We start from the raw sequence: 26,470 nt of genomic DNA, 5'->3' as shown, positions 1-26,470 counted from the left end.
AAGGATAGTTGTAAGTATACTCCTTATTTACATTATGTGAAGTACTGACTTTAATATTACATAGTGCCAAAAAGTATACTATGAGTTATACTAGGGGTGGAGGTGATAAAAGATGTCTAGAATGGATGGAAAGATGTTTAACTGCGAAAAAGAATTAACACTGTCCGTCATCGGAGGCAAATGGAAGATGATCATTTTATGGCATTTGGGGAAAGAAGGGACCAAACGTTTTGGTGAACTGAAAGCGTTGATTCCCGGCATAACACAGCGCATGCTCGTCAACCAGCTGCGAGAGTTGGAAGAAGACAAGATTATTCATCGAGAAGTCTATCCCGTTGTTCCGCCTAAAGTGGAGTACTCATTAACAAAGCAAGGCAAAAGCCTGATGCCGATATTGGATGCCATGTACCAGTGGGGAAAAGATTACATGGTAACCATGGATATGAAACCGCTGGATGACGCAAAATAATCCCGTCTTACCATGGACGGGATTTTTTCTTTCAAAAACTATTTGTGTTTCATGAATGCAAAGGGTTACAATGAGTATTATTCGAATGCCGTGTGGTGATCAAAATTGAAACTAAGTGAAACAGACCGGAAAATTTTAGAGCTTCTTTCGCACAATGGACGAATGTCCTATGCGGAAATCGGCAAGGAATTGAACATTTCCCGAGTATCCATCCGGGATCGTGTGCATCAGATGATGGAAGCTGGCATCATTGAAAAGTTCAGTGTTGTCATCAATTCGGAAATGGTCGGAAAAACGGTATCTGCCTTTTTTGAAGTGGACTGTGAACCCGCTTATCTCGTGACAGTCGCAGAGAAGCTGGTAAACAATCCAAGTGTGGCAAGCTGCTATCAGATGACAGGTCCAAGCACCTTGCATATGCACGTGCTGGTAGAAGACTTTCCGTCATTGGAAAGCTTCATCAATAATGAACTTTACGGTATAGAAGGAATTACAAGAGTTGAATCCCACATTCTGCTGCGGCGATTTAAAAGCCGGTCGGGATTAAAACTGTAGGCATCTTACATACAAAAGCCGCTCGGGTCACCAGCACCCGGGTGGCTTTTTGCCATTTAACGAATAGGCCAGATGCTGTATTTAAGCAAGAATGAACAAAACATGCTGGCACAGATGGGCATCTTTCAGGATGTGGGCAAATTCAAGATCGATCCGGGCATCCTGAACAAACCAGGACGCTTGACGGACGAAGAATTTGAGATTATGAAAAGTCATCCGCAGTATGCGGTACTTTATTGAAAAGGCTGGGTGAAATTCCCGAACTTAAAAATTAATAAACATACAAAAAACAAGCGACACAATGGAGAGTGCCATTACGAGCAGCGCTAAGAGCAGAAGAAAGAATGTAATTGGGGATATCTATCCTAATGGTTTCAGTTTTATTTTATATTCTAACGGTAAGTGGATGTCTAGAAAGAAGCTGGGCATTCATACGATTGATGAGGCTATCGATTGGGTTATAAAAGATATTCGGCGAATGAGTAGAGATTCAAAAAAATAGTAGATTATCTTACTATTTTAGTAGCAAAAAAAACCTTTACTGAATATGTTAGTTATTGAATGATGCGAATGATTGTACAAGCATAGCATTTATTCACTGATTTAACTTTTACGGAGGGTTGGTAATATGGGGAACATGAGGAACACAAGGAATTTAAGCCTATTTAACAATTTGAACAACATGTCATCAGACGAGGTATTTGAAATTGGCGCTAATTGCCTGTTAGTATTAAAAAACCGCTTTTTTGCAGTCGTAGAAATAGAGTCGGAGGTTCCAGGGGTTGATCTAGAAGTGTTTGTGATCATCCGTATAGATGAACAAACCGCTATGCAACTCCACGATGCAGGATTGGAATTTTGTGAAATCGTGAATAGAATACCGGGAGCAACAGAGGGTGTAAATGTAGAGTTCAAATGTATTTTTATCAATAAAAACCAAGCGTTTGCATTGTTTGATGTAGAAGATGATTTTGACGAGGCAGTATTTGTGAGAATTTCTTTGGATGAGGCTAAGCGTTTAATACGCAGAGGCGCCATGCAATGTACCGTAATTGATGCTCGAAACAATAATTCTAATTGCTAGATATAAAAAGGTGCATTAAAGGTGCCAGGCATCACTCATTACACAAGTGTGTAACGGGGGTGCCTGGCACCTTATTGTTGTTTTGGTAAACACCATATTTTTTTAATAGCCGCACAGCCGCCACTATGATTGTAAATCTTTGGCAGTATTACTATTTTTGCTCTGCTTAATTGGTTAACTTACTATTTTAGTAGCAAAAAAACCTTTACGGAATATGCTAGTTATTGAATGATGCAAGAGTGCTGCCATAGGAAAGGCTTATTGGACAAGCATGGCATTTATTCACTTAACTTATACGGTAAAGGGTTGGTATAATGGGGAAAATGAGGAACACGAATAATAGTCTTTTTGGAAATTTGAGCAACATGACGCCAGAAGAGATTTTTGAGATTGGGGCCAACTGCTTGTTGGTACTGGACAATAAGTTTTTTGCTGTCGTTGAAATTGAATCTGCTGTTATGGATGTGGAGCTCAGTGTGTATGTAATCATTCGAATTGATGAAGCCACTGCACGGAGACTTCATAATGCTGGTCTTGAATTTTGTGAAGTAACACGAACCGTTCCTCACGAGAGAAACGGAATTACGGTAGAGTTTCAATGTGTGTTTATTCAAGGCAACAATGCTTTTGCTTTGTTTGATGTGGAAAATGATTTTGACGAAGCTGTATTCGTTAAGATCTCACTCTCTGAGGCTAAGCGTTTAATACGCCAAGGCGCCATGCAATGTACCGTAATTGATGCTCGAAACACTAATTGCTAGATATGAAATGGTGCTATTAAAGGTGCCAGGCACCACTCATTACACAAGTGTGTAAAGGGGGTGCCTGGCACCTGTTTTTTTAGTTATCTCTTTGCTGCATCTACGATACGACCTTCGACTTTAGGGTCGACGGTTTTGATTTTTGCTACGTAGTCGCGAAGGTTCTCCCAGTCAGAGAAGCCAAGATCGGTTACGAAGGAAGCAGACTAATCGTATGCTATTCGCAGGGTGAATTTAATGGAGCATTGGTTCTGGTTCAAACCGGCAGGATATCTGCTCGTCCGGATTGCCAATCCCTATTTTCAAATCAAGGACAGTGATGGTGATCAAAAAGAATAGAATCTCATTGAGAGGAGCGGAAACAGTGTTTCGATTGGAAAATCGGAATATATGATCGTAAAGGAACATTCCGAGATTACAGAATGGACGCTTGTCATATTAAAGCCCATGAGTTTTTTAATGGAAGGGTTGTCAGTGGTCAGGACTTCTGTACTTATATGACTCCTTTTGTAAAAGGGAAACTCTTCGCTCCGCTTTATGATGTTCTTGATGGAAACTTGAAGGACTCTTTTGTAAAGGGAACCACTGAGGCGTATGCGATCGACAATAAAACATACGGCCTCCCACTGGAGCTGAACATCGCTCCCATCTACTATAAATCTATCTCTTGCTCTTCCTAAAACTCCGCATTGGGAAAACTATATAAAGGTTTGGACGGAAGGAAACATCAGCCAGTATTTTTTTAATAGTTTCACCTCTACGGTTTCAGCTGTCATACTTACGATCATGCTCGCAAGTATGGTAACGTTCGCCATTACACGAATGAAATGGAAAGGAAGCAGGCTGGTTTTGGGGATTTTTATGGTCGGTTTAATGATCCCTGCGCATTCAACCCTTATACCGCTATTTAATACCTTTACGAAGATCGGTCTGATTGATAATTCATTGTCAGTCATCCTTTCCTATACGGCCTTTAACCTGCCAATCACCATTATGATTTTACTTGGCTTTTATGAGGCGCTGCCAAGGGAAGTGGAAGAAGCAGCGGTATGGACGGGAAGGTTATTCAACTGTTGTGAATGGATAGTGAGAATTACGTATGCCAACTTGTTATGGATACTTTTCACCGCAGCCGGGCTTGGTGTCTTTGGAATCATGCCGGCAACCGCGGCACTGTTTGCTGTTGTAAGGAAATGGCTGATGAAAGAAGAATTTCCAATTGGGTTTACTTTTCTTCACTACTTCAAAAAAGAATTTAAAACTTCCAACCTGGCAGGTTTTCTTTTGGGGATTTGTGGAATTCTTCTGTATGCAGATTATCACTTTCTGTTAACAGCGAGCGGTGCCTTTCGGATTAGAGCAGCAGCACTCCTGCTGCTCTTCCTGTTTTGTTATTGCCTGACCGTACTGTTCTTTTTTCCTGTTTTCGTTCATTACGAGCTGGATTTGTTCGGATACATAAAAACGGCGTTTTTGATCGGGATGATGAACCTCCACGCTGTATTTTTCATGGCTGTGGCTGGGGGCTCTGGTTTATCTTCAAATCAGTTATCCCGGATTTCTCCTCTTTTTGGAGCCGTTTCTCCAGCCATACTGATCATGGCAGGAGGCTGCTATGGATTCAATCGTATGAAAAGGCTGCAGTTGAGCAGAACAGCACCAGGACACAGATGATGAATTGAAAAGGAGCGTGTCTTATGAATTACCGTGAATTGGGAAACACCGGAATGAAGGTAAGTGAAGTAAGCTTTGGCACATGGGCAATTGGCGGATCCTGGGGACATACAAATGACGAGGATTCGTTAAAAGCATTGGATTATGCAATTTCCGAAGGTGTGAATTTTTTTGATACTGCCGATGTATATGGAGACGGCCACAGTGAGGAATTGCTTGCAAAGGCAACAAAGGGAAAAGAGGACCAAATTTATATCGCGACGAAGTTTTGCAGGCAGGGGGACATCCAGTCCCCGGAAAACTATTCCTATGAAACGGTTAAGAAGTATTGTGAGGACAGCCTGAGAAGGCTTGGCCGTGAAGCAATCGATCTTTACCAAATTCATTGCCCGGCAACAGAGATTCTGAGGGACGGGCAAGTTTTTGATGTGCTTGACACGTTAAAGAAGGAAGGAAAAGTAAGGAATTACGGAGTCAGTGTGGAGACTGTGGAAGAAGGGTTAATCTGCCTGGAGCATCCGAATGTATCCAGTCTTCAGGTGATCTTCAATATGTTCCGTCAAAAGCCGCTCGAAGCATTGTTTCCCCAGTCGGCAAGCAAAAAAGTCGGTATTTTGGTAAGGCTTCCGCTTGCCAGCGGACTGCTTACGGGCAAATATCAAAAAGGCCATGTATTCGAGGAGGACGATCACCGGAATTTTAATGAAAACGGCGAAGCATTTAATGTGGGTGAAACCTTTGCAGGACTCGGTTTTAATAAAGGTGTGGAACTGTCTGATCAGCTGAAGTGGATCGCGGATGGCAGACCTTCCATGGCAAGTGCTGCCCTTCGTTGGATTATGGACCAGTCAGAGGTCACCTGTGTGATCCCAGGGTTTAGAAACGAGAGGCAGATCGAACAAAATCTACAAGCGCTTGATACACGCCCGTTTTCTCAAGAAGAACTTGAGCGCATCAGAAGTTTTTATGACTCTGACGTAAAGCAATTTATCAGAGGAGCTTATTAAGTACTAAAAAGAGTTTGCTTAAACACCTCCTTTCAGGAGGTGCTTTTTTTATTTTAGCCCGTTGAAAAAATATTCAAGAAATTTGCAAAATTATGTAGAAAATATTCAGAATTTATTTTATAATCTAAAATAATACGATGACGTTTGTAAATTTAAAATCTATTTATAGCTAACAAACGTAATTTAGTTTTAATTTTTATAATCGAATGTTAGAAAAGGGCTTGAAGTTGGCTGTTTTAATTGTTCAACGGTTTATACAGTTGATATTGCTGTTGATCGGAATTTCATTCATTGTTTTTTTGAGCACATTGCACCGGGTGATCCTGCCAGTATCATTGGAGGTCCGACCGCATCAAAGGCTGATATAAAAGCCATTCAAGAAAATTTGGGGCTTAACAAACCCATCCTGGTTCAATACTGGGATTATCTAAAAGGGGTGTTTAGCGGGAATCTCGGATTCTCCTATCATACCAAGCAATCGGTCACAGAAGCGTTAACCGAGCGGTTTCCTAACACGCTTAATCTTGCCATTGCCAGCATCATTGTTGCGGTGGTCATTGGGGTTGCAGCCGGAATTATTTCAGCTCTTAAACATAATTCACTGTTTGACGCATTAAGCACCATGATTGCTATTGGCGGCATTTCCATTCCGAATTTCTGGCTTGGAGCAGTTCTTATACTCATTTTTGCCGTGAACTCGCAATGGCTTCCGGTTGGAGGGCTGACCGATCCTTTCTGGACAATTGAAGGAATGAAACAGCTCATTTTGCCGGCTCTCACGCTTGGCACCGGGTCGGCAGCAATGATCGCCCGCATGAGCCGTTTAGCCATGCTTGAGTGATCCGGGCTGACTATGTCGCGGAAATTGAAGAAGGCCATTATATCGCATGCCACGAAAGATAGTATGTTAATCAGAAAACGATATGAAAAATTCCGAATGAATACTATAATCAAAAACATATGATGTACATATGTAAATTAATAATTTCATTTTTATTAACAAACGGAATTTAATTGTAAGTTTTTTGACCGAATGTTAGAATGATGAGGATTATTCATATCCTCATGGCAAGAGAGGGGATCACAATGGATCAGCAAACGATTGAAAAAACAGAAGAACAATTGCTATTTAATCATCAGCGGTACCCATATGCTTCACAGCGTTCAGCCATGTACAGTACAAGAGGAATGGTAGCGACGTCCCAGCCTCTTGCAGCACAGGCGGGACTTGATATGCTGAAAAAAGGCGGCAATGCGATTGATGCTGCGATTGCAACAGCTGCCTGTCTGACGGTAGTTGAGCCCACATCCAATGGAATCGGCGGCGATGCCTTCGCATTGGTGTGGACAAAAGGGAAACTCCATGGATTGAATTCCAGTGGACCTGCTCCGCAAGGTATTTCTGCGGATGCCTTGAGAGAAAGGGGCTATGAAAAGATACCAAAGTTTGGCTGGGAACCTGTCACTGTGCCCGGTGCCCCGGCAGCCTGGGCAGAATTATCCCGGCGTTTTGGCAAGTTGCCTCTCACAGAAGCCCTGAAGCCGGCCATTGCCTATGCAGAAGAAGGCTATCCGGTTTCACCTGTTTTAGGAAAGTATTGGAATAAGGCTTATCATGCATACAAGAAGGCGCAAAAACATAATGAATTCCAAAGCTGGTTTGAAACGTTTGCGCCAAATGGAAGAGCTCCCGAAATCGGGGAGGTATGGCGCTCACCGGGTCATGCCGCTACATTAAAGGAAATTGCGGAAACAGAGGCTGCATCGTTTTACCGTGGCGCGCTTGCTGATCAGATCAGTGCGGCTTCCGAGGCGGAAGGCGGTTTTTTGAGAAAAGAAGATCTGGCCGCTTTTTATCCTGAATGGGTGGAGCCAATCAAAGCGGACTATAAAGGATATGAAGTTTGGGAAATTCCGCCAAACGGACAGGGCATTGTCGCTTTAATGGCATTAAATCTCTTAAGTGAGTATGATTTCCCTGAGATAGAATCCGCAGAACGTTATCACAAACAGATTGAAGCCATTAAGCTTAGCTTTATGGATGCCAAAAAATATGTGACAGATACTACCCATATGAAGGTGACAGCTGATGCTCTTTTGTCAGAGGAATATACGGAAGAGCGACGACAGTTGATCGGTGAGGAAGCCCTTCTTCCTGAACCGGGTACTCCGCCTAAAGGGGGAACCGTTTACCTGGCAGCGGCAGATGAAGAAGGAAATATGGTTTCTTTTATACAAAGCAATTACATGGGCTTTGGTTCAGGGATTGTGGTTCCGGACACAGGAATCAGTCTTCAAAACAGAGGACATGATTTTTCCCTGGACGAAGATCACCACAACTGCCTTTGCCCGGGAAAAAGAACCTATCATACAATTATTCCCGGCTTTCTGACCAAGGATGGAAAACCGGTCGGCCCGTTTGGTGTGATGGGGGGCTACATGCAGCCGCAGGGTCATGTCCAGGTGATCATGAACACGATTGATTTCGGCCTCAACCCGCAATCTGCACTTGATGCACCGAGATGGCAATGGATAGAAGGAAAAGAAGTTCTTGTGGAACGTTCGGTGCCGCAGCACATCGCAGAGGAACTGGTTCGAAAAGGCCATGATGTAAAAGTAGCGACGGACGGCGGAGCCTTCGGACGGGGACAGATTATCTGGAGAAATTCAGAAACTGGGGTCCTGACAGGAGGAACCGAAGGACGAACAGATGGAGCTGTAGCTGCCTGGTAGGAATATGTGTAAGGATTTGATGAAATGACATATCTTAATTTATTTATCGCCTTCTTTCGTTCGGGCATTTTGGGATATGGAGGAGGACCTTCCTCCATACCGCTTGTTCATAAAGAAGTGGTAGGAAACTTTAAATGGATGAATGATGAAGAATTTGGTGACGTGCTGGCACTTGGAAATGCGCTTCCCGGGCCGATCAATACGAAAATGGCCGGCTATATCGGCTACCGTGTTGCCGGTATATTGGGTATGCTGGTTGCCATTCTGTCATCCATTCTGCCCACCATCATTCTTATGATCGTGCTTCTGACTTCATTGGCACAATACAAGGACCAGCCATGGGTACAGGGCATGACCAAGGGTGTGCTTCCTGTTGTTGCTGTGATGATGGGAGTCTTGACCTGGCAATTCTTTTCCAGCTCTAAAAAGGGTCTGGGCATTAAACTTAGCCTGATCCATATTGTAGTTGGAGTGATTTTACTTCAGGTGCTCGGGGTTCATCCCGCTTTTCTCATTGGTGCCCTGCTCGCGTATGCGCTGTTGAAGCCGGAAAAAAAGAAACAGGAAGAACCTGTTGAGGAAGCAAAGAGGGGAGAGGGTCTGGGATGATTCTGTGGCATATCTTTCTCGCATTCTTTATCCCGGGCATACTGGGATACGGAGGAGGACCTTCCTCCATTCCACTGATCGAAAATGAAGTGGTCGGACGTTATCACTGGATGACGGTGAATCAGTTTACTGAAGTTCTTGCGCTGGGAAATGCGCTTCCCGGACCGATTGCCACCAAGATGTCAGGCTATATCGGCTACATGCAGGGAGGCGTTCTTGGTTCAATCGTTGCTACAGTTGCAACGGTAGGCCCTTCGCTATTTTTGATGATTGTTTTCCTCGGTGTGATCTACAAATACAAGGATTCACCCCGGGTGAAAAAAATGACCTTGTTTGTTAAACCCACCATTGCCGTACTTCTTGGCATTATGACGTATAACTTTTTTAAGCAATCGGTGGATACGTCCGGATGGATACAAACAGCGGCCATTGCCCTGCTCAGTTTTCTGTTAATGGAAAGGCTGAAGGTTTCACCTGTGATCGTCATTGTCGCCGCCATTGGGTACGGAGCCCTTTTTATGGCGTAAATCAAAAAAGAGGACACCCTGCGCGCACGCAGAATATCCTCTTTTTCTTATTATTTGACGGTTCTTGTGCTTCTCAGAATAATGGGTAAGATCGTCCCGGCAAGTACAAGCCCAAAAGCGATTGCCCCCGAAATTAAAAAGGTTTGGGATCCAAGCTGAATCGCTTCATTATAATCATTTTCAACGAGCTGCCTCATCGTATCATACGCCCCGCCACCGGGAACGAGCGGAATGATGCCTGAGACACTGAAAATAATGACCGGCATTCGGTAAATCCTTGCGTAAAGATGACTGATGGCTGCAACGACAAAAGAGGCCAGCGCGGTGGCGAGAACCAGGTCGAATTGATTGTTGCCTGACATCCCTTCAAAAATCAGCCAGCCGATCATGCCGCAGATACCTCCTGGAATTACCGCTTTTCTCGGTACATTAAAAAGAATACCGAAGCCTGCTGAAGCAATGAAACTCGTCCAAATGGCTTCAAAGATGTGCATAGGGTTCCTCCTTACAGCGTTACAATGACAAAGGCAATTCCTGTGCCGATGGCGAAGGCAGTGAGCATGGCCTCTGCACCCAGAGAGATTCCGGAAACCAGATGGCCGGCCATCAGGTCCCGTACGGCATTGGTGATTAAAACACCAGGCACAAGTGGCATGACAGCGCCAATAATGATTTTATCCAGCTGGCTTCCCATCCCGGATGTTATCGCCAGTTTTGCGACTAATCCGATTACAAAGGCAGCAAGCAGTTCAGAGAAAAAACGGACCGAAATATAGCGTTTGATCACGAGAAAAACAACATATCCTGCGCCACCGGCAATCATCGCCGGCATAAAATCACGCCAGTTTCCCTGAAACATGAGGGCGAAGCAGCCACTGACAAGAATAGCGGCCAATGTTTGCACCCATGCTGGATAAGCCTCGGGTGTTTTTTCTATTTTTTTAAGCTCTTTTCTCGCTGTATCCAAGGAAAGAGACTCGCTCGCCACTTTTCTTGAAAGATCATTGACGAGGACGACCACATGCAAATCGGTGGAGCGGTCAACAATCCTTACAATCTTTGTATAATCCATGGTGCGTCCTTTTTCAAAGAGAGAAAGAATGATCGCTGTCGGTGTAACAAAAACTTGAGCGGCTTTCATGCCGTAATTTTGCGCAAGGCGGGTAATGGTATCCTCTACACGGTAGGTTTCTGCACCGTTTTGAAGCATAAGCCTGCCTGCCAAAAGGCAGACTTCCATTACGTCTTCAATTTTATTTTGGGTCAATGTAAGTCCCCTTTCAGCAAATTAATTTAATTGATAGCGATCGGTCTTTGTAAACTGGCGCCGGGCAAAGAGAACAGTAAGAGCGAACAAAAAGGCCGCAAACAAAAATTCCACCCGGTTTCCAAGCTGATAGAAAACAGAACCAAAAATTGGACCCGCAGCCATCCCCAGGTACCTGAAAAAGTTATACACACCAATCGCTGTCGCCCGATTTTGGGTAAAGGCTCTGGCCAAGAGCGTCGTCTGGACAGGAAGCGAAAGGCCGAGGCATAGCCCGAACAGGGAGATGCTTACGATCAATACAGGCAAAGATACCGGTGAGAGAATGACGAATAATATGGTTGCCAGGACATTCAACGACGAAGTGATTAACAAAAATGACCTTGGGTTGCTCTTCTCCTGAAGCCGTCCGCCGGTAAAGCTGCCAAGCACTAGAAAAAGTGACATGGGAAGAAAAACAAGTCCTTTTTGTCCAGCTGACAGCCCATAAAAGGAGGCTAAAAGATTGGGAAGAAAAACAAGGAAATTATAAAACGAATAGTATTGAATAAATCCAAGAAGGATGACCGCAAGCCCCGTCCTATCCTTTAAAACGATTGTAAAATCAGAAAAGCTGAATCCTTTTCGTTCCGGACCCTCCGGCTTGGTTTCCGGAAGCAGCTTCACATTGGCAAGAAACATGATGAGTCCGGTGCCAGTCAGCACCCAAAAAACTCCTTGATATCCAGTATACCCTCCAACAAAGCCGCCTACAACGGGGCCGATTACGGGTCCAAGTGTAACGAGAGTCTGAAAGGTTCCCATGGATCTCCCAAGTGATTTACCTTCAAACAAGTCCCCAATAACCGTGGTGGCCACTACCGATCCAGCTGCAATACCCGCTGCCTGAAAGGCACGGAAAAACAACAGAACCCAGATGGAAGTTGATAGGGCAGCGCCTGCAGAAGCAACAATATAGAGTAAGATGGCCGGCAGCAAAATTTTGCGCCGTCCAAGCTTATCTGTCAGCGGTCCGTATACCATCTGCATCATTGCCAGTACGAACGTAAAAATAGAAATCGTCAGGTTCACAATAAATCCTGACGTCTGAAAATCATGCTGGATTTCAGGCAAAATAGGAGTGTAAATCGTTTGGGTAAACGGTCCGAAAAACGCAGCAAACCCCACACAATAAAGAATGACTTTCTTATTCAATGAACAAATCCGCCTTTCAAGAAAAAAACGTTCTACGCAATCTGCCTCAATCATTACATAGAAACAGCCTTTAACTATTCATTATATGTACTTTTCTTTTTCTCATTTTACACCTTTACGTACTCCTGGCAAAGAATAAATAACCTCTCTTTGGTTCAATCTAAAACATAGAAATACTAGGCTTTAGAGGGCAGGTGAACAAATGAAGAACCATCGAAGCAATAAAAACTCAAAGCCGGTAACCATGAATGCAGATGAAAACCTGCATGTTATTCAATCTATCCTTCATGGAACAAGTGATTTAAAAACCAGAACCATAACCTATCAGAAATCTTCAGGAGTTATTATCTATCTAGAATCTATTGCGGATACAGAGAAAATACAGCAAAGCGTGATTGAACCATTAAACAGAGCCATGGATGAAGAGGGGACCGTTGAGACGGTCATCACCAATACGGAGCTTTCGTTCATCGAAGAGCTGCATCAGGGAGTTGGAAAGCTTCTAACCGGTTCCTGTCTTTTATCATTGGATGGCATGTGCGGCATGTATGCGGTCAATGTTACCAACCAATTGACAAGGACTCCGGAGGAACCAACCAACGAAAAAGTGGTCCGCGGATCTCATGAAGGATTTGTGGACAGTCTGACTCAAAATCTTGGGTTGATCCGAAAGCGTCTTGAAAATGAAAATTTGGTAGTCAAACAGTATGTCATCGGGCAATCCACCAATACAAAAGTGGCGTTAGTTTATATGGATGATCTCGTGAATAAAGAAGTGCTGTCAGAGATCTTCAGGAGAATCGAATCGATATCGGTCGACATGGAGTTTAGTCCAGGTTATTTGGAAGAGTTTATGGAGGACAAAACATTTTCTCCATTTCCCCAAATGCTTCCCACGGAGCGGCCGGACCGTACCATGGCCCATTTACTCGACGGAAGGGTGGCGGTTTTATCGGAAGGTACTGCAACCGCATTAATTCTGCCGGTAACATTTCTATCTTTTTTTCAGTCCCCGGACGATTTTAACAGCAGGGTACTGTCAGGGTCGTTTTTCCGGTTGCTTAGAATGGTAAGTTTTCTAGTCGCCATGACGCTGCCAGCTGTTTATATCGCAATCATCGGATTTCATTTTGAGATCCTTCCGAACGAATTGATTCTTCCAGTGAAAGCCTCATTGGAAGGAATCCCTTTTCCTCCAATCATTGAGGCATTTGTTATGGTGTTTACGATCGAATTGATCCGGGAGGCGGGGGTCAGGCTTCCTACTCCCATCGGCCAGACCATCGGTATTGTGGGCGGTTTGGTGATCGGGGATGCGGTTGTAAGCGCGGGTTTCATTTCCAATGTTATGGTCATTGTCATTGCTGTGACAGCGGTCGCTTCATTTACGGTGCCCACTTATGAGATGGGGGCCTCGATACGGATTTTGACCTTCCCCTTAATGATTGCCGCGTCACTTCTTGGTTTTCTTGGAATTGTGATGGGATTGATGGTGATCCTGCTTCATTTATGCAAATTGGAGTCTATTGGCACGCCGTATTTTGCCCCTTTTGCTCCATTGAATTTAAGTGGATTAAAAGATGCTGTCATCCGTTTTCCGCTTTGGAAAATGAACAATCGGGCCATGGACACGCTGCCGCAAAAAAGAAGTCAGCGTAATACAAAAGGATGGAAGAAAAAATGAAGCTGAAAAGAGAAGACACCATTACATCCTTTCAATTCATTTTTCTTATTATTCAGGCTCAAGTTGGGGTCGGGATATTGTCCATGCCGTTTAACATTTACACGGCAGCGGGGCATGATAGCTGGATTTCCGTTCTCATAGGCGGGTGCGTCGTACAAGTTCTGCTCATTTTGTTTTGGATTCTGATGAAACGGTTTCCGTCCATGACGCTGTATGAGGTTTTGGATAGCACCACCGGGATCTTCATCGGCGGGGTCATCAAAGGCTTATATATTATTTATTTTATTCTCGTGGGATCGAGCATCCTTTCTTTGTTTGCCGAAATTATCAACATTTGGATCCTTCCGTTAACTCCACGCTGGCTGTTGATCGTTCTCATGGCAGGGATAGGGATTTATGCCGTAAGAGGGCCGGTAAAGTTTATAGCGAGATTTTATGTTTTTGTCTCCCTTTTGCTTATCGTTTTTGTGCTGCTTGTCATTTATTCATTTTGGGAGGTTGATTACTTAAATATTTTTCCCATTGGAGAAAAAGGGATCATGCCTATTGTAAAAGGAACCGAAAAAGCACTTTTTTCAATGATCGGTTTTGAGATGTATTTAATCGTGGCTCCCTATGTCCAGTCCCCAGCCATCAAAAAGTTGAAATCAGCCAGTATTTCCAATGTCGTGGTTACCATATTTTATTCCTTTTTAACGTTTATTTGTATTTTGTTTTTTGGCATCAAGGAATTCATCCTCGTGCCGGAGCCGCTGTTATACATGATCAAATCGTTTTCATTCAAAATATTGGAGCGTATTGATTTGTTGTTTTTATCCGTGTGGATCGTGTCTGTTGCCACCTCTTACATGGCTTATTTGTTCGCTGCTTCAAGGGGGCTGATGTCGTTTTCCAAAAAAAATAAAGAACATTCCCCTTATGTTTTCTATGCAGCCATTCTATCTGTCCTTATTTCACTAATGCCGGAGGGCGTTTACAAAGTGGGGCAGTTTTCGACGTTTGTCACCTATTTGAGCTATATCTTTGTCCTTGGGCTGCCTGTTTTGCTTTTATTGCTTTCATTACTTACTCATCGAAAGGAGAAACAGCAATCATGAAAACATTGTTGACAAAAAAGAAATGGTTTCTCCTGGGTACGCTGTTAATGGTCATCGGATTGCTTACCGGATGCTGGGATCAGCGCCTGATCAAAGAATCAAGGCTAATTCTGGCAGTGGGACTGGATCTGGAGCCAAATGGGAAAATCATTGATACGGTGGTTTATCCGGTCGTAAACAAAGGCTCCAACGCGATGTCATTGGTGAAAAGTGTAGTCGTTTCATCCACTGGGGTAACAACAAGGGATGCCCGATTTAATCTGGATAAGAAGGTTTCCCAGATGTTTGATGCGTCCAAAAACAGGGTTTTTTTGATCGGTGAAAAACTGGCTCAAAAAGATATCTATTCAAGTCTCGATGTCATCTACCGTGATCCCAGAGGGTCGGTAAATGCCATGGTGGCAGTTGTGAAAGGCAAGGCGAAAAAAAGTCTTGAAATTCAGCCTCGGGATTCTACTCTGATGAACATCTATTATCCTGAGCTTCTGCGGAGCACCAGTGCCATCGGTTTATTTGAAATTGAAACGGTACAGTCCATTTGTACACTGATGTTTGATGAAGGAAACGATTATCTGCTTCCGTACCTGAGGATTAATGAACAGCAGCAGCGTGCGGAAGTGATCGGCACAGCCATGTTTCATAAAAGAAAGATGACCGGAACCTTAACCGGAAAAGAATCGACGTTGCTGCTTCTCATGAATGGAGTGAAACAGGATTATCCCAGGTTCACCTTTAAGATTAATGACCAAAAGGAAATGAAGGAACGAAATTATATTACGGTCCTTGTCAAGGATATCCAACGGAAAATGAAAATACACATCACCCCGGACCAGAAAGTAAGGGTAAAACTCGCATTGGAGATGGATGTCAACGTGAACGAGCTGCCCGTGGATCATCTCGATAGTGCCGGGAAAGCAACCGAGTTAAACAAGACACTGACACGGGAGATGACCGCACTCGCTAAAAAAACTCTGGCAAAAACACAAAAGGCTAATTGTGATGAGCTGGGGATTGGCAAACGAATCCGTTCTTTTCATTATGGAGATTGGAAAAAAATGAATTGGGATAAGGATTATCAAAACATTTCCATAGAGCCAGAAATTCAAGTAACCATTATACAGCATGGGATTATTAACTAAACACAAAAAAGAAGGACATAAAAGAGTCCTTCTTTTTACTGCCTGCGCACGGATTAGAAAATCCAGCCCCAGTTATTACAGCAGCAGTGTCTTCTGCGTCTGCAGCATTTCTTCTTTTTCTTCTTTTTGAAGCAGCAAGAAGAAGAGGAAGAGGAAGATTCACATTCACATTTTTTATGCTTTTTCTTTTTGCCGCAGTCGTGGTGGCCTCCATCATACTGTTGCTTACCGCCATCTTTTCCACCGTCTAACAATTGGCTGTAGTCAGCAGATTGTTTTTGGTAGTTAACGGAGTAGTTAACATTTTTGGAGTAGGTTGGCGGAATGTGCGCCTTTTCCACACGATAGAACTTGCTAGAGCTGCTAGAGCTGCTTTCATGCTTTATGTGCTTTTCGTGTTTTGGTTCGTAGCCCATCAGAGCATCCCCCTTGAATTAATTTCCAGAATTGCATTCCGGTTAAGATATCATATGAAGGGCTGCAAAAGGTGGACTAGACCCCTGCTCTATTTTTTTGAAATATTTTTTTAGCTTCAAAAATCTTTATTCGGCGATCTTTAGAGGCTTCTATTCCATTCCGTTACGGTTGCGCAATTCCCGAATCCATTTTTTCAAAAAGGAAATACCAAGCAATAGACTTGCGGCAATGCCTGTAACCGTGACAAACAAAGCGAGATACTCAAAAAAACCAAAAGAAGATATCTTGCTCAATTTGATGGGGCTCTTTAATTCCTCAATCACCATATTCATACCATAGATCCCTGTAATCACTGTATAAATCGTTAGGATGGAAATAAGATAGTTATTTCTTTTAGCTGATTTTTGGTCCTGATATTGATAGAGAGTGGACAAGGTTTGTTTTACATCATCATAAAGCTCTTGGTTTTGCAGGACCTCTTTCAGTTTAATAAAAATATTTCTTCCCTGGCTTTGCGCAGCAAGTTCCAAAAAGAAGAATCGTGCTGAAAAGAGAGTAATTTCTCCAATTAGTTTTTCCGTTTCTTCATTATCTTTTTCAAGGTGTACCTGGGAATAACGGTTGGATAAACGAAGAAGCACAATTTTATGAAACAGATTCAGCAATAAGCCGTAATAAAACTCTCCGTACATCTGATCCAGTTGGTTATCTCTTTCCACCCCTGTGGCGTTGGTCATGCAACTAAAGACGTGTTCATCGATCAGATAATAGGTTTTTGGGGCCCAACGGTGATAACCATTTTCTATGCAATAATCGTGGATATAGTCTTTATTGCAGGAACTGATCTCAGGTTGCCCCTCATCATTTAAACCATCAAGCTGCGATCCTCTAAACAGGTCGCTCTCATGCAATTTGGCGCCTTTTTCAAATTGAAATAGGACTTGTACATACATTCTTTCATCAATAAAAAAGGGCAATGATTCGTAATGAGATCCATTTACCTGGCCGACATCCAGATAACGGGTAAAGTTGGGAAGAAGGACGTTAAAAAGAAAAGTCTCTACTTGCTGGTACGTTTCGTTTTCAAACAAAACCACAGCCTTACGGTCATCCCTTGTACGATTCTCAAGGACTCTGAACCGTGCGGCAAATTCAATCGCTTCGGAATACGAGACATCCTTTATGCTGATCCGCAAGGTAATGAACCCCAGCTCAAACGGCAGGAGAAACACATCGATGGAATTAATCGTAAAAGGCACTTTGATGAGATTGGATTGGAGTTCAGCGGTTATTCCAGTTGCTTTTGAATACCTTCGAAAGGTTAACCGGTGTTCTTTTTTGGGAAAAAGTACGTCTGAAGTAAAAGGAAGGAAGTAATGCTCCAATTCTTTATGAGAAATTTTATTGTTTCCACCGTAGTAGGCCTTTTCCTGTGTCTTGCTTGTTAAGGAAAAGAATTCATACCCTTTATGTTTTAAGTAATTGATCGCTTCCCCAGCACAATCCTCTTTCATTGAAAAAGGAAAAATAAAATGAAAATAGGAGGATTCCAAAGGGGGATCTTCTTTATTCAGTACCGTTATCATTCAGATTTTTCACCTCTTCTACATCCTTCCCTTTACGTAAAATGAAATAACCTCCATTTTTTCATTAATGGGCTGCACTTGTGAACTTTATGAACATAACAATCATTATGCATAAAATCTTTTTATACTAAAAACTCCTGCTATGATAGGAGTGGAAGCGCTATTTTAACGCTGGATTTGCAGGACGAAGTAAAGAATAATCTGGTAAAATATAAACAATATTAAACTAATGTCACGGTTAATGAAAGAAGGATGTTATACCGATGAAACAAAACGGCAATGATATAGCTGATATTTTCCGTACTGCTATGATTGGGAGTGCCGGTGCTCTTTTGTTTTTGTTGATACATAGCCCGCTTCCCTGGCTGTTGGGATCACTCACCGCCGTTGTGCTGGTGAGAAAATTCCTGAAATTTCGATTGAAGTGGCCGGTTGGCTTCAGGCATACCGCCATCATATTTTTGGGAGCGATGCTGGGTACATCATTTACGTCAGGCACCATCAAAGAGATGGGTTTGCAATTTCCATTTATGGCGGCATCCACAGTCATCACGGTGCTGTTTTGCCTGGTACTGGCTTATTTCACGGTGAAACATATCAAAATCGATCTGGCCAGCAGCATATTTGGAAGTGTACCTGGTGGAATGTCTCAAGTCGTTGTGATGAGTGAGGAAACAAAGGAGGTTGATACGACCACCGTTGTGCTCATGCAGACGATCCGATCGGTTTCTGTCATATTTTTTGTACCCTTTTTAACGATTCATGGCATAGGAGGTGACGCCCGTCCTTCTGTGTCTCCACATGTCAATAGTGCTGATACAGGAAGCTGGACCCTCTATGCCTTATTCGTAGCGATAGCGCTTATAGGTGCATGGGCGGGAAGAAAAGTTAAACTTCCTGCCGGTTTTTTAACCGGCCCGTTGATTGCAGTCGCGCTCACAATGTTAACCGGTCTTGATGCACCGCATATTCCGTCTTATCTCTTAATTATTGCCCAGGTTTTTTTAGGGATACATATTGGACGTCAGTTTAATCCTCAAATGGAGGGCAAGATAAGAAAACTTGGGTTTTACACGATTGGCAACAGCCTGCTTCTTGTTTTATTTTCACTGCTGATTGCATTTCTTCTTACAAAATGGACACCGATGAATTTTACGACTGCATTTTTAAGCGCAGCGCCGGGTGGAATTGCTGAAATGGGTGTAACGGCATCAACCGTCCATGCGGATCTTTCCATGGTGACCAGTTATCAGCTGTTTCGTATCTTTTTTATCATGTTCGCTGTTTTGCCATTCGCACAATGGGGTGTGAAAAAGTGGAAAAAACTGGAGGGGACAGCCTGAAAAAAGCTTGAAGAGCCATCAATCGATGATTCTTCAAGCTTTTTTGATTTCGGTCAATTCAGATTACGCCGTTCTTTGTTCTGATTGGGAGGAGCGTTTCTTTCTCTGCCAAATGGAAACAACCAGATAAAGAACAAGGAACAATCCCATAAATAGAGCAGAAATGCGGTACATTCCTGAATAATCGGCATGCATGGCAATTACACCAAGCAGCATGGAGCCGGCGGCAACACCAAAATCCAGTGAATTAAAGAACATGCTGTTTGCAAGACCACGCTGCTCGACAGGAACTTCCTTGATCATCCAAGCCTGAATGGACGGCTGAATCATTCCGTAGCCCAGTCCATAAAGGAGGGCAGCCAAAATAATATATAAAGTGGACGTCGCCAGGGAAAGGGTAACCAGACCGCCCATTGTAAAAACAGCTCCTGCAATCATGATGCCAAAGTGGCCTTTGCTGTCAAAAATCCTACCGGAAAAAGGCCGGACAAGAAAAATTGCCAACGCATTAAATAAAAAGAAGCTGCCGATGTGGGAGAGGTGAGCTTCTTTTCCATAGAGGGCAAGAAAGCTCAATAATCCCCCATAGGTAACGGAAAGCAGCAAATTCAACAATCCCGGTAAAGCAATCTTTTTTAATGCAGCACCGGTATTCTTTTTTGATGAGGAAGTAGATGCTGCGGATCCGGCTTGTGATAAGTCCACTGACCGATTGGCAAATGCAAGGGGAAAAATAAGAATAAGTACGAGGGTACCTGCGGTAGTCAATGTTCCGAAACCGAAGCTTCCAAGTAACGAAAGGCCAATGATGGGCCCGATGGACATGGCCAGGCTGGTGGAGAGACCGAAATATCCGATACCTTCACCCATCCGTTGCGGCGGGATGACATGTGCGGCCATGGTTGGCAGTGTTGTACTTGCCAATCCGAAACCAATGCCAAATAGTACCCGCATGACGAGGAGAAGGGCAATCGAACCGCACCAGTAGTAACCGGCTGTTGCCAATACAGCAATCGCGGCGCCTGTGTACAGAATGATGGATACTTTTCCTTTTCGCAGGAGACCGGCGGCAAAAAAACGTGTAGCGATGGCCGATAAAGCAAAAAGACTCGTTACCAGACTAACGGTAAAATCACTGGCATTAAACGCACCCTTGGTATAAACAGGGAACGAGGGAAGAAGCATTTGCAGGTTAAGAAATAAAAGCAGGTTACACAGGGTGATCAGAATAAATTCCTTGCTCCACAGTTTTTCTTGATGGGTATTCAATAAACATTACTCCTTACTATTCATTGCTGCATCAATATTTTCATTCATTTGGTGCAGCCATTGTTTTATTTGTTCAATCTGCTTTGGCTCCAATCCGGCGACCACTTCATTCATGGTGCTTTCTTCAATAGGGGCGATCTGTTCCGTGATCTCTCTTCCTTTGTCGGACAGGGAAACAATAAAAGCACGGCGGTCATTCTCGCTCATTTGCTTTTGAATCAAGTCTTTTTTTATAAGCAAATCCAGAATACGGGCTGTGGTCGGCTGATCCTTGGCCGTCCGTCGCGCGAGCTCTTTTTGATTGATGCCCCGCCCTTTATGCAGCTGATAAAGGACAGACCATTGCTCCGGCGTTACGTCATATTCCCGAAATCGGTGCATAAGCAGGTGAATGATTTTTCGGCTTGTTTGGTTCATTAAAAAGCCAATTGAAACATGCTGATTTGGAGAATCCATCTTTGAATTTTCCTTTCTTAACAAAATAATTGTCATAACAACTATAAGTATAACATGTAAATTAAAAAATGCAAGACAGTAAAAAACCTCCGCAGGCAATCCTGCGGAGGCGAAAGGGCTATACCCATTTATATATGAGTTTTTGATAAATTTTATCTGCTGGTTTTTCGGTATCAGGGTATATATCGATAATCATCATTTTTTCACCGTCAATGTTTTTTTCGAATGATTCCCCAATCCATACCTTCATTTTTTTGCACTTCCAAAATCGTTTTGAACAGCAAGCAGCGACGTTCGAGAACAGAAGTCAATATTTACTCCTTGCTTTTGAAGTTTTTCAATAAGCTCCTTTAATTTTTTTGTCATTCCATCTCATTCCTTTTTATTAGAATTATGGTCAACGGTTACTTATTTCATCTGGTCTTACCATGCTGCCGATCATTGCTTATCATACTCTTAGTATAACGGGGGCAAGTCGTTTTAGTTGACTTTTAAAAAAAATCACACAACTATCTTTTTCCGTTCTAAAACGAAATCCAAATAAAAGTGTTGACCAACCTGTATATACAAGTTACAATGAAAAATGTAATACATGTATATACAAGTTTCGCTTTTGTTTGAAAGCGATTTAATCGTTAAAAACCGTTGGAAACACAATTTAATAAATATAAGCTTTGGCAATTTAACGTTTGTACAGAGCTTTTTTTGAAAAAGATGATGTAAACGGTAACAAGGGGGAAATCAATATGGATATCAGACAAACAGCGGAACAGATTACAGAAGCTGTAGGCGGCAGGGAAAATATCGCAGCAGCGACACATTGTGTAACCCGGCTTCGCTTTGCGCTGAATGATGAGTCAAAGGTTAATAAAGAAATGCTGGAGAACATTGATGCGGTCAAAGGGTCATTCTCCACTAATGGCCAATTTCAGGTGGTGATTGGCCAGGGAACGGTTGATAAAGTATACCAAGAATTGGTTGCGGTTACAGGCATCGGTACAGCAACGAAGGAGGACATTAAAAATGCAGCTGAAAGGAAATTGAATCCTCTTCAAAGAGCTGTTAAAACGTTGGCGGATATTTTTATCCCAATTCTGCCTGCCATTGTTACGGCTGGTCTTTTGATGGGAGTAAATAATATTCTTACAGGTCCCGGCATTTTTTATGATGGAAAATCATTTGTTGATGTGAATACAGCTTGGAAAGATTTCGCTGATATGATCAATGTCATCGCTAATACTGCGTTTGCGTTCTTGCCTGCATTGATCGGCTGGTCCGCTGTCAAAAAGTTTGGCGGGAATCCTTTGCTTGGAATCGTGCTCGGGTTGATGCTCGTCCATCCAAGCCTGCTGAATGCATGGGATTATGGTAAAGCGCTTGAAGCAGGAAAAGTGCCGCACTGGAATTTGTTCGGCCTTGAAATTCAAAAGATCGGATACCAGGGACAAGTTCTGCCTGTTTTGCTGGCATCCTATGTACTCGCTAAAATTGAAGTGTTTTTAAGAAAAAAGATTCCTGATGCTTTTCAATTGCTCGTGGTTGCACCGGTCGCTTTACTCGTTACAGGATTCCTTTCTTTTATCGTGATCGGTCCAATTACATTTGGAATTGCGAACTGGCTCACAGATGGACTTGTTGGTATTTTCGATCAATATGCAGCTTTAGGCGGCTTGATCTATGGCGGAATCTACGCCTTGCTTGTTGTAACAGGTATGCATCATACCTTTCTGGCTGTTGACCTTCAGCTTATTGGCAGCAAGGGGGGAACGTTTTTATGGCCGATGCTGGCTCTTTCAAATATTGCGCAAGGATCTGCAGCACTGGCGATGATGTTCCTTTCTAAGGATGAAAAAGTGAAGGGCTTATCCTTTACTTCAGCTATTTCAGCTTACCTTGGAATAACCGAACCCGCGCTTTTTGGGGTGAATTTGCGCTTCAGGTTCCCGTTTATCTGTGCCATTATTGGTTCAGCCATTGCGGGCATCCTGATTACAGTAAATAAAGTACAAGCCTCTTCCATTGGGGTAGGTGGTATACCCGGATTTCTATCCATCTTTCCTGACAAATGGGGACCATTCTTTATCGGCATGGCAATTGCCATTGTGGTTCCGTTCGTATTAACATACGTGTTCGGAAGGATAAAAAAAGTAAAATAGATGACATGTGAGCTGGCTCCGATAATCTGAGCCGGCTTGGCATAGTTTTAAATCATGTAAGGCGGTGGCAATGTGGAACAACCATGGTGGAAAAAGTCGGTGGTATATCAGATTTATCCAAAAAGCTTTAAGGATACGACCGGCAGCGGAACAGGCGATTTGAACGGAATTATTGAAAAGCTCGATTACTTAAAGGTTCTTGGGATCGATGTGATTTGGCTCACCCCGATCTATGAATCACCACAAAAAGATAACGGCTATGACATCAGTGATTATTACAAAATTCATGAAGAATATGGTTCAATGGAGGATTTCGAGAGACTGCTGTCGGAAGCGCATCAACGGGACATTAAAATCATCATGGACATCGTGGTCAACCATACATCAACCGAGCATGCCTGGTTCAAGCAAGCACGCTCATCCAAAGACAACGAATTCAGGGATTTTTACATTTGGAAGGACAAGCCGAACAACTGGACATCCAAATTTGGCGGTTCGGCATGGAAATATAATGAAGTGACCAATCAGCATTATCTTCATCTATTTGACGTAACACAAGCGGATTTGAACTGGGAAAATGAAAAGGTTCGTGAAAAAGTTTATGAGATGATGAACTTCTGGTTTGATAAAGGTGTGGATGGTTTCAGGCTGGATGTGATTAATCTGATCTCCAAAGATCAGGACTTCCCTGATGATGACGGTACAGTAAAGCCGGGAGACGGCCGGAGATTTTATACAGACGGACCCAGGGTTCACGAGTTTTTGAAGGAAATGAACAGAGAAGTCTTTTCGAAGCATGAGAGTTTGACAGTGGGAGAGATGTCTTCCACTTCCATCGATCACTGCATTCAGTATTCCAACCCTGAAAGCAAAGAGCTTAGTATGACCTTTAATTTTCACCATCTGAAAGTGGATTATCCTGACGGCGAAAAATGGACAGTCGCCGATTTTGATTTTGTAGCACTGAAACGCATTTTATCCGAGTGGCAAATCAGGATGCATCAAGGGGGAGGCTGGAACGCCTTGTTCTGGTGCAACCATGATCAGCCGAGAATTGTTTCCCGCTATGGAAACGATGGAGAGTACAGGGAACAATCAGCGAAAATGCTGGCTACCGTCATTCATTGCATGCAGGGAACCCCATACATTTATCAAGGGGAAGAGCTCGGAATGACGAATCCCGGTTTTGAGCGTATTAATAAATACCGGGATGTTGAAAGTTTAAACATCTATAAAGAATTAACCCATGCAGGGATGAATGAGGAAGAAGTTCTGGCCATTTTGAACCAAAAATCCAGAGACAATTCACGGACTCCGGTTCAATGGGATTCCACGGAAAATGCCGGATTTACAACAGGCACCCCGTGGATCGATGTAGCGCAAAATTATAAGGACATCAATGCTGAAAAAGCCGTACAGGATAAAAATTCAGTATTCAGCCATTATCAAAAATTAATTTCCATGAGAAAAACGATGAATATTTTCACCGATGGAGACTATCAATGGATCGATGAAGAACACCCCGCCATTTTCGCGTATACAAGGAATACAGAAAATGAAAGCCTGATGGTGGTGAATAACTTTTATGGAACAGACGCGGAATGGGTTTTTCCGGAGGGAATTGAGTTTGCCCCCCATAAAGCAACCGTTCTGTTATCTAACTATGAGGATTCACCAACCCTTGCGAAAACGGTACTGAGACCCTACGAATCCATTGTTTATCATATAAAAAAGTAGTGATAGAATATTCTTGGTGGTAAACATGAAAACAAATAAATACCTGATGATCTATCAGGAAATTTCACAACAGATTGAAAGAGGAGAATGGGCTCCCGGAGTTCAGCTGCCTTCGGAAAACGAGCTTGCCGAACGATATGAGACCTCCCGTGAAACCATTCGAAAGGCATTAACTCTTTTGGCGCAACGAGGTTTTATTCAAAAAATCCGGGGGAAAGGTTCCATTGTACTCGATTTAGCAAAATTTGATTTCCCGGTATCCGGTCTTGTCAGCTTTAAAGAACTCGCATTAAAATCCGGAAAGTCCTGGAAAACAGAAGTCCATGAGCTGGATGTGGTGACACCGGACCGCTTTCTGCAGCAGCAGTTAAAAGTAGAGAAAGAAGACAGAGTCTGGAAAGTAACAAGAGTAAGGGAAATGAACGGGGAGAAAATTATCCTCGACAAGGATTTCTTTAACCAGCAATATGTAACAGAGCTAACCTATGAAATTTGCGAAAACTCGGTTTATGAATATATCGAGAATGAGTTGGGGTTAAACATCAGCTTTGCGAAAAAAGAAATTGTGGTGGAACAGCCGACGGAAGAAGACCTTGCGCTATTGTCTCTCGATGGTTTTCATAATGTTGTCGTGGTGAAAAACCATGTATACCTGGATGATGCCAGCCTGCTGCAATATACAGAATCCAGGCACCGCCCCGATAAATTTCGTTTTGTTGACTTTGCCAGAAGAAATCATTAATTCTTCCAGACAGTGTACATCCATTGTCTGGATTTTTTGTTGGTGTCTCATAATACCGGAGGAAGGTCCCAGTAAACCTGAAAAAATGTTAGAATAGATATGGATACTCGGAAACAGAGGAGGGTACACATTGGCAATCGAACATGATTTACAGGAATTTATCCTGCAGAACAACGATACATTAAGCAATGAATGGGTAAAGCTGCAGGAGCAAAAGTTTACAGCGTATAATGCTTCAGCAGAAGATACAAGCAGCGAGAGACTGGAGCAAAATCGGACGTTTAACCAGATTATTTCCGGGATTTTTGTAAGTGACAATGTTAACTTTTCTGCATGGTCGGAACAAGTGGCTGTAAAACGGGCGAATCGGAACATTCCTCTCCATGAAACGCTCGAGAACTTTAAAAACTACAGAGTGGTCTTCTGGGAATGGATTATGAAGTTCGTCCGGGAAAACGAGGATTCCATTTCTTTGGAAGTGCTTGGAGAATGGAGCAGAAAAGTAAACAGCTGCTTTGATCATGTGATTGAGCTTTTCACCATTTATTTTCAACAGGTCAGTGATGCCCGGCTTCAATCACAGCAGCAGATGATCATGGAATTGAGTGCCCCGATCATTCCCGTGTACTCGAAGATCGGTGTTTTGCCGCTAGTCGGTGAAATCGACACCTATCGTGCTCAAATGATCAAAGAGAGCAGCCTGGATAAATCCACAGAGTTAAAGCTGGAGCATTTAATTATCGACCTTTCCGGTGTGCCTATCATGGATACAATGGTTGCCAACGAGCTGTTTCAGGTCGTACGGGCGCTGGCGCTGCTTGGCATTCAAACGACGGTCACCGGGATTCGTCCGGAGATTGCCCAGACGGCAGTACAGCTCGGAATCGATTTTTCCAACATTTCAACCTACGCTCATTTGAGCCAGGCGCTTCCTGTCATTGTAAACGAACATGAACTTTCATAA

General features: G+C 43.1%; 25 protein-coding genes and 3 pseudogenes. 20 read left to right on the top strand and 8 right to left on the bottom strand.

Annotated features, from left to right (window positions below; translation table 11 throughout):
- Positions 1-112: 112 nt before the first annotated feature.
- From hxlR to QNH15_RS20680, 12 genes and pseudogenes are all read left to right on the top strand, one after another.
- Entirely contained in the window at positions 113-469 is a 357-nt protein-coding gene (gene hxlR / locus QNH15_RS20740; RefSeq protein WP_283890204.1) for a transcriptional activator HxlR, read from the top strand.
- Positions 470-574: 105 nt separating this feature from the next.
- Entirely contained in the window at positions 575-1,024 is a 450-nt protein-coding gene (locus QNH15_RS20735; protein WP_283890202.1) for an Lrp/AsnC family transcriptional regulator, read from the top strand.
- Between the two features lie 102 nt (positions 1,025-1,126).
- On the top strand, positions 1,127-1,264 hold the full coding sequence (locus QNH15_RS20730) for a hypothetical protein (protein ID WP_156412570.1): 138 nt from the start codon (positions 1,127-1,129) through the stop codon (positions 1,262-1,264).
- Between the two features lie 388 nt (positions 1,265-1,652).
- Complete coding sequence (locus QNH15_RS20725) at positions 1,653-2,108, top strand: hypothetical protein (protein ID WP_283890200.1); 456 nt, start codon at positions 1,653-1,655, stop codon at positions 2,106-2,108.
- 314 nt (positions 2,109-2,422) lie between these two features.
- Positions 2,423-2,869: a hypothetical protein gene (locus QNH15_RS20720; protein ID WP_283890198.1), complete on the top strand. Its 447-nt coding sequence runs from the start codon at positions 2,423-2,425 to the stop codon at positions 2,867-2,869.
- Between the two features lie 494 nt (positions 2,870-3,363).
- Positions 3,364-3,525, top strand: a pseudogene (locus tag QNH15_RS20715) (ABC transporter substrate-binding protein); the annotation flags it as partial.
- A gap of 13 nt (positions 3,526-3,538) precedes the next feature.
- Positions 3,539-4,543 (top strand): annotated as a pseudogene (locus tag QNH15_RS26280) (DUF624 domain-containing protein); the annotation flags it as partial.
- A gap of 23 nt (positions 4,544-4,566) precedes the next feature.
- On the top strand, positions 4,567-5,550 hold the full coding sequence (locus QNH15_RS20700; RefSeq protein WP_283890196.1) for an aldo/keto reductase: 984 nt from the start codon (positions 4,567-4,569) through the stop codon (positions 5,548-5,550).
- Between the two features lie 227 nt (positions 5,551-5,777).
- Positions 5,778-6,408: pseudogene (locus tag QNH15_RS20695) on the top strand (ABC transporter permease); the annotation flags it as partial.
- Between the two features lie 228 nt (positions 6,409-6,636).
- A complete protein-coding gene (locus tag QNH15_RS20690) occupies positions 6,637-8,283 on the top strand; it encodes a gamma-glutamyltransferase family protein (RefSeq protein WP_283890194.1) in 1,647 nt (548 codons plus the stop codon).
- Positions 8,284-8,307: 24 nt separating this feature from the next.
- Complete coding sequence (locus QNH15_RS20685) at positions 8,308-8,892, top strand: chromate transporter (protein WP_283890192.1); 585 nt, start codon at positions 8,308-8,310, stop codon at positions 8,890-8,892.
- The gene (locus QNH15_RS20680; protein WP_283890190.1) at positions 8,889-9,419 is read left to right on the top strand and encodes a chromate transporter; all 531 of its coding nucleotides are present in this window, start codon (positions 8,889-8,891) and stop codon (positions 9,417-9,419) included. The genes QNH15_RS20685 and QNH15_RS20680 overlap by 4 nt, the downstream gene beginning before the upstream one ends.
- A gap of 50 nt (positions 9,420-9,469) precedes the next feature.
- On the opposite strand, the gene QNH15_RS20675 is transcribed toward QNH15_RS20680, so the two are convergent.
- Genes QNH15_RS20675 through QNH15_RS20665 form a run of 3 tightly spaced genes read right to left on the bottom strand, consistent with a single transcriptional unit; the run spans position 9,470 to position 11,880 of the window.
- Positions 9,470-9,913 (bottom strand): threonine/serine exporter family protein, encoded by a 444-nt coding sequence (locus QNH15_RS20675; RefSeq protein ID WP_090235534.1) that lies wholly within the window; start codon positions 9,911-9,913, stop codon positions 9,470-9,472.
- 11 nt (positions 9,914-9,924) lie between these two features.
- Entirely contained in the window at positions 9,925-10,686 is a 762-nt protein-coding gene (locus QNH15_RS20670) for a threonine/serine exporter family protein (RefSeq protein ID WP_240482332.1), read from the bottom strand.
- 21 nt (positions 10,687-10,707) lie between these two features.
- Positions 10,708-11,880: an MFS transporter gene (locus QNH15_RS20665; RefSeq protein WP_283890186.1), complete on the bottom strand. Its 1,173-nt coding sequence runs from the start codon at positions 11,878-11,880 to the stop codon at positions 10,708-10,710.
- A gap of 202 nt (positions 11,881-12,082) precedes the next feature.
- Here QNH15_RS20665 and QNH15_RS20660 point away from each other — a divergent pair, with 202 nt between their 5' ends.
- Genes QNH15_RS20660 through QNH15_RS20650 form a run of 3 tightly spaced genes read left to right on the top strand, consistent with a single transcriptional unit; the run spans position 12,083 to position 15,800 of the window.
- Entirely contained in the window at positions 12,083-13,564 is a 1,482-nt protein-coding gene (locus tag QNH15_RS20660; protein WP_283890184.1) for a spore germination protein, read from the top strand.
- Positions 13,561-14,661 (top strand): GerAB/ArcD/ProY family transporter, encoded by a 1,101-nt coding sequence (locus QNH15_RS20655; RefSeq protein ID WP_283890182.1) that lies wholly within the window; start codon positions 13,561-13,563, stop codon positions 14,659-14,661. Before QNH15_RS20660 ends, QNH15_RS20655 begins: the two co-directional genes overlap by 4 nt.
- Entirely contained in the window at positions 14,658-15,800 is a 1,143-nt protein-coding gene (locus tag QNH15_RS20650) for a Ger(x)C family spore germination protein (protein WP_283890180.1), read from the top strand. Before QNH15_RS20655 ends, QNH15_RS20650 begins: the two co-directional genes overlap by 4 nt.
- A 53-nt stretch (positions 15,801-15,853) precedes the next feature.
- On the opposite strand, the gene QNH15_RS20645 is transcribed toward QNH15_RS20650, so the two are convergent.
- Together QNH15_RS20645 and QNH15_RS20640 are read right to left on the bottom strand one after the other, a co-directional pair.
- Positions 15,854-16,216: a hypothetical protein gene (locus tag QNH15_RS20645; protein WP_283890178.1), complete on the bottom strand. Its 363-nt coding sequence runs from the start codon at positions 16,214-16,216 to the stop codon at positions 15,854-15,856.
- A gap of 150 nt (positions 16,217-16,366) precedes the next feature.
- Positions 16,367-17,803, bottom strand: coding sequence for a magnesium transporter CorA family protein (locus QNH15_RS20640; RefSeq protein WP_283890176.1), 1,437 nt, complete (start codon positions 17,801-17,803; stop codon positions 16,367-16,369).
- 263 nt (positions 17,804-18,066) lie between these two features.
- On the opposite strand from QNH15_RS20640, the gene QNH15_RS20635 reads away from it, so the two are divergent.
- On the top strand, positions 18,067-19,146 hold the full coding sequence (locus QNH15_RS20635) for an AbrB family transcriptional regulator (protein WP_283890175.1): 1,080 nt from the start codon (positions 18,067-18,069) through the stop codon (positions 19,144-19,146).
- A 63-nt stretch (positions 19,147-19,209) separates the two neighbouring features.
- Here the strand turns inward: QNH15_RS20635 and QNH15_RS20630 are convergent, their stop codons facing one another.
- The 3 genes from QNH15_RS20630 to QNH15_RS20620 form a co-directional block, all read right to left on the bottom strand.
- A complete protein-coding gene (locus QNH15_RS20630; RefSeq protein ID WP_283890174.1) occupies positions 19,210-20,415 on the bottom strand; it encodes an MFS transporter in 1,206 nt (401 codons plus the stop codon).
- 6 nt (positions 20,416-20,421) lie between these two features.
- Positions 20,422-20,871 (bottom strand): MarR family winged helix-turn-helix transcriptional regulator, encoded by a 450-nt coding sequence (locus QNH15_RS20625; RefSeq protein WP_061972076.1) that lies wholly within the window; start codon positions 20,869-20,871, stop codon positions 20,422-20,424.
- Positions 20,872-20,989: 118 nt separating this feature from the next.
- Positions 20,990-21,121, bottom strand: a complete 132-nt coding sequence (locus QNH15_RS20620; protein WP_276203856.1) for a hypothetical protein — start codon at positions 21,119-21,121, stop codon at positions 20,990-20,992.
- A 496-nt stretch (positions 21,122-21,617) separates the two neighbouring features.
- On the opposite strand from QNH15_RS20620, the gene treP reads away from it, so the two are divergent.
- The 4 genes from treP (at position 21,618) to QNH15_RS20600 (ending at position 26,470) form a co-directional block, all read left to right on the top strand.
- Positions 21,618-23,027: a PTS system trehalose-specific EIIBC component gene (gene treP, locus QNH15_RS20615; protein ID WP_283890173.1), complete on the top strand. Its 1,410-nt coding sequence runs from the start codon at positions 21,618-21,620 to the stop codon at positions 23,025-23,027.
- A gap of 72 nt (positions 23,028-23,099) precedes the next feature.
- The gene (gene treC / locus QNH15_RS20610) at positions 23,100-24,764 is read left to right on the top strand and encodes an alpha,alpha-phosphotrehalase (RefSeq protein ID WP_283890171.1); all 1,665 of its coding nucleotides are present in this window, start codon (positions 23,100-23,102) and stop codon (positions 24,762-24,764) included.
- 25 nt (positions 24,765-24,789) lie between these two features.
- Entirely contained in the window at positions 24,790-25,506 is a 717-nt protein-coding gene (treR, locus tag QNH15_RS20605; protein ID WP_283890170.1) for a trehalose operon repressor, read from the top strand.
- A gap of 130 nt (positions 25,507-25,636) precedes the next feature.
- Positions 25,637-26,470: an STAS domain-containing protein gene (locus QNH15_RS20600; protein WP_283890169.1), complete on the top strand. Its 834-nt coding sequence runs from the start codon at positions 25,637-25,639 to the stop codon at positions 26,468-26,470.

The sequence above is a fragment of the Fictibacillus enclensis genome (assembly GCF_030123385.1).
Lineage (GTDB): Bacteria > Bacillota > Bacilli > Bacillales > Fictibacillaceae > Fictibacillus_C > Fictibacillus_C enclensis.
This window is presented reverse-complemented; position numbering and strand designations above follow the sequence as displayed.

Excerpts from the sequence above, each read along its gene's own strand:
- hxlR (WP_283890204.1), top strand. The coding sequence starts at position 113 with ATGTCTAGAATGGATGGAAAGATGTTTAACTGCGAAAAAGAATTAACA.
- QNH15_RS20730 (WP_156412570.1), top strand. The coding sequence starts at position 1,127 with ATGCTGGCACAGATGGGCATCTTTCAGGATGTGGGCAAATTCAAGATC.
- QNH15_RS20725 (WP_283890200.1), top strand. The coding sequence starts at position 1,653 with ATGGGGAACATGAGGAACACAAGGAATTTAAGCCTATTTAACAATTTG.
- QNH15_RS20720 (WP_283890198.1), top strand. The coding sequence starts at position 2,423 with ATGGGGAAAATGAGGAACACGAATAATAGTCTTTTTGGAAATTTGAGC.
- QNH15_RS20700 (WP_283890196.1), top strand. The coding sequence starts at position 4,567 with ATGAATTACCGTGAATTGGGAAACACCGGAATGAAGGTAAGTGAAGTA.
- QNH15_RS20690 (WP_283890194.1), top strand. The coding sequence starts at position 6,637 with ATGGATCAGCAAACGATTGAAAAAACAGAAGAACAATTGCTATTTAAT.
- QNH15_RS20685 (WP_283890192.1), top strand. The coding sequence starts at position 8,308 with ATGACATATCTTAATTTATTTATCGCCTTCTTTCGTTCGGGCATTTTG.
- QNH15_RS20680 (WP_283890190.1), top strand. The coding sequence starts at position 8,889 with ATGATTCTGTGGCATATCTTTCTCGCATTCTTTATCCCGGGCATACTG.
- QNH15_RS20675 (WP_090235534.1), bottom strand. The coding sequence starts at position 9,913 with ATGCACATCTTTGAAGCCATTTGGACGAGTTTCATTGCTTCAGCAGGC.
- QNH15_RS20660 (WP_283890184.1), top strand. The coding sequence starts at position 12,083 with ATGAAGAACCATCGAAGCAATAAAAACTCAAAGCCGGTAACCATGAAT.
- QNH15_RS20655 (WP_283890182.1), top strand. The coding sequence starts at position 13,561 with ATGAAGCTGAAAAGAGAAGACACCATTACATCCTTTCAATTCATTTTT.
- QNH15_RS20650 (WP_283890180.1), top strand. The coding sequence starts at position 14,658 with ATGAAAACATTGTTGACAAAAAAGAAATGGTTTCTCCTGGGTACGCTG.
- QNH15_RS20645 (WP_283890178.1), bottom strand. The coding sequence starts at position 16,216 with ATGGGCTACGAACCAAAACACGAAAAGCACATAAAGCATGAAAGCAGC.
- QNH15_RS20640 (WP_283890176.1), bottom strand. The coding sequence starts at position 17,803 with ATGATAACGGTACTGAATAAAGAAGATCCCCCTTTGGAATCCTCCTAT.
- QNH15_RS20635 (WP_283890175.1), top strand. The coding sequence starts at position 18,067 with ATGAAACAAAACGGCAATGATATAGCTGATATTTTCCGTACTGCTATG.
- QNH15_RS20625 (WP_061972076.1), bottom strand. The coding sequence starts at position 20,871 with ATGGATTCTCCAAATCAGCATGTTTCAATTGGCTTTTTAATGAACCAA.
- QNH15_RS20620 (WP_276203856.1), bottom strand. The coding sequence starts at position 21,121 with ATGAAGGTATGGATTGGGGAATCATTCGAAAAAAACATTGACGGTGAA.
- treP (WP_283890173.1), top strand. The coding sequence starts at position 21,618 with ATGGATATCAGACAAACAGCGGAACAGATTACAGAAGCTGTAGGCGGC.
- treR (WP_283890170.1), top strand. The coding sequence starts at position 24,790 with ATGAAAACAAATAAATACCTGATGATCTATCAGGAAATTTCACAACAG.